This window comes from Halanaerobium saccharolyticum (genome assembly GCF_004362045.1).
GTDB lineage: Bacteria > Bacillota > Halanaerobiia > Halanaerobiales > Halanaerobiaceae > Halanaerobium > Halanaerobium saccharolyticum_C.
Window position 1 is genome coordinate 22,163 of the sequence record NZ_SNWX01000035.1, and the last position, 6,000, is coordinate 28,162.

At 33.2% G+C, this 6,000-nt stretch carries 6 protein-coding genes and 1 pseudogene; all 7 read left to right on the forward strand.

The window, feature by feature from the left end:
* Window positions 1-518: 518 nt before the first annotated feature.
* A pseudogene (locus tag DFR79_RS16455) lies at window positions 519-839 on the forward strand (heavy metal translocating P-type ATPase); the annotation flags it as partial.
* Between the two features lie 183 nt (window positions 840-1,022).
* Window positions 1,023-1,262 carry an SHOCT domain-containing protein gene (locus tag DFR79_RS14525; protein WP_133516188.1) on the forward strand — a complete coding sequence of 80 codons (240 nt, stop codon included), beginning with the start codon at window positions 1,023-1,025 and terminating at the stop codon, window positions 1,260-1,262.
* Between the two features lie 81 nt (window positions 1,263-1,343).
* Window positions 1,344-2,048: a PspA/IM30 family protein gene (locus tag DFR79_RS14530; RefSeq protein WP_133516189.1), complete on the forward strand. Its 705-nt coding sequence runs from the start codon at window positions 1,344-1,346 to the stop codon at window positions 2,046-2,048.
* Window positions 2,049-2,050: 2 nt separating this feature from the next.
* The gene (locus DFR79_RS14535; protein ID WP_133516190.1) at window positions 2,051-2,689 is read left to right on the forward strand and encodes a hypothetical protein; all 639 of its coding nucleotides are present in this window, start codon (window positions 2,051-2,053) and stop codon (window positions 2,687-2,689) included.
* A gap of 13 nt (window positions 2,690-2,702) precedes the next feature.
* Window positions 2,703-3,488 carry a hypothetical protein gene (locus DFR79_RS14540; RefSeq protein ID WP_133516191.1) on the forward strand — a complete coding sequence of 262 codons (786 nt, stop codon included), beginning with the start codon at window positions 2,703-2,705 and terminating at the stop codon, window positions 3,486-3,488.
* A gap of 55 nt (window positions 3,489-3,543) precedes the next feature.
* Window positions 3,544-3,771, forward strand: a complete 228-nt coding sequence (locus DFR79_RS14545; protein WP_133516192.1) for an SHOCT domain-containing protein — start codon at window positions 3,544-3,546, stop codon at window positions 3,769-3,771.
* Window positions 3,772-4,063: 292 nt separating this feature from the next.
* Window positions 4,064-5,416: a cytochrome D1 domain-containing protein gene (locus DFR79_RS14550; RefSeq protein WP_133516193.1), complete on the forward strand. Its 1,353-nt coding sequence runs from the start codon at window positions 4,064-4,066 to the stop codon at window positions 5,414-5,416.
* The last annotated feature ends 584 nt before the right edge of the window (window positions 5,417-6,000 follow it).

Consider the following 6,000-nt stretch of genomic DNA (forward strand, 5'->3'; position numbering starts at 1 on the left):
ACTTCCGCACATATCTATAGGTGCGGATAATTATAAGGGTTTTTAAACAATAATTTCTTATTAGCAATCTCAAAAATTATACAAAATTTCTAGCGGGACCACGTCTTAATTATGAATTGCAGATCGACGTTCGACGCCCACCCCCTAGAGCATAACTAAATATTTAAAGACACTGAGCTGTCTGGATAGTCTCTTAACTGAGGCTGTCCCGGCAGCTCTTTTTTTATGCCTAAATTTAAGGAGGTGAGAGTAGATAAGGGATTGGACTTAGTCCAAAATGATGAAAGGGAGGTGAATCAGATGGCTTCTACTGGAACTAGGAATGCTGCTAAAGTCACCGGTGTGGCAGCTTCAAAGGTCGATAGAGCAGCTCTGAAAGCGATAAAGAAGTAAGTTATTGCTGCCAATTCTACCAGGCTTAAATCAGAGAGTGTTTTCTCAGAACTGAAGGATGCATTTATGGAAGGCTGGAATAATGCTTAGGATTAAACTCAGGGGACTGTCAGTGAGAGCTGATGGTCTCTTTTTTTACTATTAGTGCAGGTACAATTACTCTTTTTAGCTGGCACTTTATTAGCGGAGACTTAGCTTTTTCTATAGAGCGGATGGCAACAGTGATGGTTATTACCTGTCCCCATGCCTTAGGTCTTGCTATTCCACTGGTGGTAGCTGTTTCCACAACTCTATCTGCTAAAAATAGACTGCTGATTTGTGATCGTACTGCTTTTGAAAATGCCTGTAAGATAAATACAGTTTTGTTTGATAAGACAGGCACCCTGACTGAAGGAGAATTTAAAGTTGAAGCAACGGAAAGCTTTATTGACAAAAATAATCTTGAGTGTTATACTTTACTTAAGATACCCAATAGGGGTATAGTGTATTTATAAAATCTAGTTGTGCTAAGATTAACATTAATGATAACTCATAGTTTAAAGCTAAAATTCATAATCTCTTCACATTTATCTGTTATTATATAATTACCCGGTAAGGGTATAAAGTATTTAAATAAAGGAGTGGATACTGTGATGAGACTTGGTTTAGGAATAATGGGAGGAGGGTTTTCCTTGATTTTTTGGATAATAATCATTATTGCTGTAATATATTATTTTAACAATGGAAATATCAACAGTTCTGGTTCAGGGTACAACAGAAGTAACTCCAGTTATCAGGTAAATCAGGCTGAAACGATTGCTAAAAAGCGTTATGCTGAAGGGGAAATAACTAAAAAAGAACTAGATGATATTATAAATGATTTAAGATAGAATTTAAACAATTAAAATAACAAACCAGCAAATAGTGTGACTTTTTTATAACTGATGTTTAATTAAGAGAGGAGTTATTAAATGAAAATATTAAAGAGGATGAAGAAAGTATTTGAGGCAAAGATGAGTAAATTTGTGGATGAGGTAGAGGATCCAGAAGAACTTTTGGATATATCTCTGCAGGAGATGAAAGAACACTTACAGCAGGTTCAGAACTCTTTATTAGAGCTAACTACAATCAAAAAGGGTCTGGAAAAAGATCTAGTAGATGTTAAAGATAAGGTAGAACTTGCTCAGGAGCAGGCTCAGACTGCTATGGATATAGAAAAAGAAGAACTGGCACGTGCTGCTCTAGAGAAAAAGGCAGACTTAAATGAAAAAAAGACTACTTTGAAAACTGAAATAGAAAAAATAGAAAATAAGATTGAGGTCATTAAATCCAATAAAAAAACACTGGCTGAACAAATTAAAAAGCTGGAAACGAAAAAAGAAGAGTTGACTTTTATAAATAAATCCGCCGATGCCCAGCTGGAAGTAAAAGAGATTATTACCGGTGCCAGCAGTGATATTACTGATTTAAATGAACAGATCAAAAGAGCTGAAGAAAAGATACGAAAGAAAGAAGCTAAGCTTTCTGCCATTGATGAGTTAGTGGCTGATGGTGAGTTAATAAATGATCTTAATTCAGAGGATGATATTGAAAAGTCTCTTAGTCAAATAGAGCGTGATTCAAAAATTGAAAAAGAACTTGCTAATCTAAGAGCTAAAAAGATGGGAGATGCATAATAATGGGATGTGGTGGCTTCCATGAACTTTTTCGGGTCTATGACAGCAGAAATACAGGATATAATGATCGACGGCCGGATGACACTCAGGAAAAGATTTCTTTAATAAAAAGATTATATGCTGAAGGCAGGATTGGTAAAGATAGTTATTATTCACTAAAAGATAGAGCTTATAATGGCAATCTTTCTTTTGAGCAGTTGATGGATATTAAAGAATCGAGTTTTAACAGCAGAGAAAACACTTCACAAGATTCTGAAGTAAAAGATGATAAACCGAATAATAAAAACAAAAGCATTAATAAATATAAAGAAAAAATTAAAGAATTAAAGAGAAGCAGAGAAAAAGTGGAAAGTATAAGAACAAAAATTCAGGAACGCCTGAACGAATTACTCCAGGAAAAAGAAAAAGTAGAGGAAATGGCCGAATCAATGGTATCTTCCAGTGAGGAAGCTGCCAGAGAATATATAGAAAAAAAGCTTGATCTTGAAGAAAATATACAGGTATTGAAAAAGAGAAAAAAAGAATTAGAAAAACAGATTGATGAGATTGACAAAACAATGAAGGTGGTAGATACAAAAATGCTTGATTATGAAGCTGTAAAGTTACAGGAAGAATTAGAAAATATTAAAAAAGACATTTAGGGAGGAATTTATTATGTTTAAAAATAAAATATTTATTGTCTTAATAGCATTATTGTTGGTGGCTGGTATCTATTCAGCGGTGGGAGCACATTCAGTTTCGTCTAATAGTAATAACATGATGGGTAATGGTTATAATGGTCAGATGAACGGTTTCAACAATTATCCAGACAATAACCAGGGTAATTATGGCATGATGGGTATGATGGGCAGAGGTATGGGTTATGGTGGAATGATGAGAGGTTATGGACAGGGAACTAATAGAAATATTGATTACAGTCTTTCAGCATTAGGAATGACAGAAGAAGAAGTTAAAAATTTAGCTGTTGAACTTGTAGATAGACAGTTTGGTTCAGATTATCAGATTAGTGATATTTTCATTTTTAACAATTCACCATATTATATTTCAGTTGTAGAAAAAGATAGTGATCAGGGAGTTTTCGAATTATTGTTTGACCCTTATAGAAAGGTGATCTATCCAGGATATGGACCAAATATGATGTGGAATACAGAAAATGGAATGAATAATATGATGGGATGGAGTTGGAGTACACCACTCGAAGAAAATACCCTGTCACGTCAAGAAGTTCTGGAAAACGCAGAGAAATTTGCTCAGGCAAATGATTTTATGGTAGAAGATGAAGGGCATCAGTTCCCGGGTTATTATACATTCCATACAGCAGATGCTAATGATAATACAACCGGTATGCTGAGTGTTAATTCTAATACAGGCCAGGTTTGGTATCATAACTGGCATGGAGATTTGGATGAAGTTATTAGTGTCAAGGAACATCAAGAGTAAAAAAGGAAATGTTTTTAAGCTAAAATATTTATAAAAAAGAAAGGGGGTTTAATTAATGGGATATTGTTATGGTTTGAATGGATATGGTTCTGGTTTATTAGGTGGTTTTTGGTGGATAATGCCTCTATTATTTTGGGGTCTTATTATAACAGGTGTTGTGTTCTTTATAAGATCACAGAAAAATCGTAGTAGTCGCGAAGCATTAAGTATTTTAAAGCACGAGTATGCTTTAGGAAATATTACAAGAGAAGAGTTTAAAACTCGCAAGAAAGATTTACAATAATCTTAAATGTTTATTTGATACAGGTATTATCTGAAAAGGCCTTCTCTAGTAATTATTGAGAAGGTTTTTTCTTTGATTTATTTGGTGAGCTGTTCTGGTATTAAAAGAAAAGTAGATAAATAAATATAAGATAAAAAACTTAACTCAAATTCAAAATAATGCTAACATATATACCCACTACATGTATGAGGTAATATATAAAACTAAGTTGCTTACATTTAAATTATTAGATTAGGCTAAATGATTGTAAGGTTAAACAAAATAATACGTTCCCAAAAAAAAGGGTGAAAAAATGAAAAAATTAAAATTTACACAAATAATAACTTTTGGTTTTATTTTTCTGGCTGTATTTATTTCTTCAATAAGCGTTTCTGCAAATTCGGATGACTGGACAAGAACCTCAAGTGCCGAAGGGGTAAGTTTAGAAATTAAATTTGCTAATTCTGCTGAAATGAACTCTGAAGAACTATTGTTTGAAGTTTATCTGTCGACTCACAGTGGTAATTTATTAGATAATAATTTTGAAGAATTAATTACTATTAGAAATGAGCAGGATTATTTAAATAAGGAAAATATAAGTTGGGAGTGGGAACGGGAGTCCAGCCATCATCCAATTGGATTAATTAAAATCAAGAATACTACAATAGATGGACAGAAATTCTATTCTGATAAAACAGAATATCTTGAACTAGAGATTAATGGTATTCGAGAAGAGAGTCATAGATTTAGATGGAATATTAATCAGAACAAAAAATTGATTGGTTATATTCCTAATGCAGCTGATGGTACTGTTTCTGTGATAGATATTGATGCTGAAAAGGTTATAAATACACTTGAGGTAGGAGAAGAGGCTTCACATGGTATTGAAATTACTCCAGATGGAAGATTCCTATATACTGGTGATTTTCAAAATGGATTAATTAAGATATTTGATCTAAGTTCAAATGAATTGATCAAGACATTAGAAGTTAATAGTACAGCTCACGGTATAGATATGAGTCCAGATGGCAAATACATTCTTGTTGCTTCTGGTTCAGAGAGTGAAGTGGCAGTGATAGATACTGCTCAACAGGAAATAATTAAAGTAATTGAAGATGGAATAGGTGACAGTCCCAGTCACATAGACTTTGATCCTGCAGGAAAATATGCTATTTTAACAAACCTGGAATCCGATGATGTGTCTGTTATTTCAATACCTGATTTTAAAGTAACAGTAAGAATTCCGGTTGGAGATGGTCCAAATGAAGGTAGAGTTGCACCTGATGGTCGATATTCCTATACTGCAAACTGGGAATCAAACAGTGTTTCGGTAATTGACTTAAATAAATTTAAGGTTGTGGATGAAATAGAAGTTGGCGAAGGAACCCATGGTGTAATTGTTTCTCCTGACAGCAAAAAGATTTGGACTGCAAACAGAAAGACAAATAATGTTGCAATTATTGATGCAGAAACACGTCAGATTGAACGTTATATAGCAGCAGGTGAATATGCAAATCATCTGGAGTTTACTCCTGATGGAAAAAAAGTAGTGGTTACCAATGCCCGGGATAACGAGGCAATACTTATTGACACAGAAACATATGAGATAATCAGTCGAATTAAGCTTGGAGAAGAACCGCACGAGATTAGTTTTTTAATAAAGTAGTAACTTAGTTAAAAGTTTATTTTCCATAATTTATGATATTAATTACTGAACAGCTATTCTTTTGCAGCTCTGTCAGCCGCACGCTCTCTGGTAAAAAAAGGAGCACATTTTATAGCATCTGTAGCCTTTATGTTTGCATCCACTGCTTATCTCTTTATAGCAATTTTGTATAGCGGATTACTGGTGAATTTCTTAATCTAAAATAATGAGTGAATTTACAGTAGAATATTGAGAAGAATAGATAATCAGATTCATAACAGCAATCTATTGTTGGAAATATCCCATATAGTTGTAAACTACTGTATATTTACTGAGGTATTTATCGGTGGCTGAGGTTCACTGCGGTGAAATCACGGTGGAAAATAGAATAAAATTAACGTTTCAATTGGAGATGATTTATCCTCAGAGAAACTTCATTCATATTTGGTTATTTTGTTATTTAACTCCTTAATTGATATAATAATATCAGTAGTTAATAATGCTATTGAAGATAACGTCAAATAAAATATGATAGTTACCATAAAATGTAAGTAAATAGTAATAGATCACCACTAATTTTAATTATAATAAAAATATTCAAAATG

Coding starts and splice junctions, on each gene's coding strand:
- DFR79_RS14550 (WP_133516193.1), top strand. CDS start 4,064: ATGAAAAAATTAAAATTTACACAAATAATAACTTTTGGTTTTATTTTT.
- DFR79_RS14540 (WP_133516191.1), top strand. CDS start 2,703: ATGTTTAAAAATAAAATATTTATTGTCTTAATAGCATTATTGTTGGTG.
- DFR79_RS14535 (WP_133516190.1), top strand. CDS start 2,051: ATGGGATGTGGTGGCTTCCATGAACTTTTTCGGGTCTATGACAGCAGA.
- DFR79_RS14530 (WP_133516189.1), top strand. CDS start 1,344: ATGAAAATATTAAAGAGGATGAAGAAAGTATTTGAGGCAAAGATGAGT.
- DFR79_RS14545 (WP_133516192.1), top strand. CDS start 3,544: ATGGGATATTGTTATGGTTTGAATGGATATGGTTCTGGTTTATTAGGT.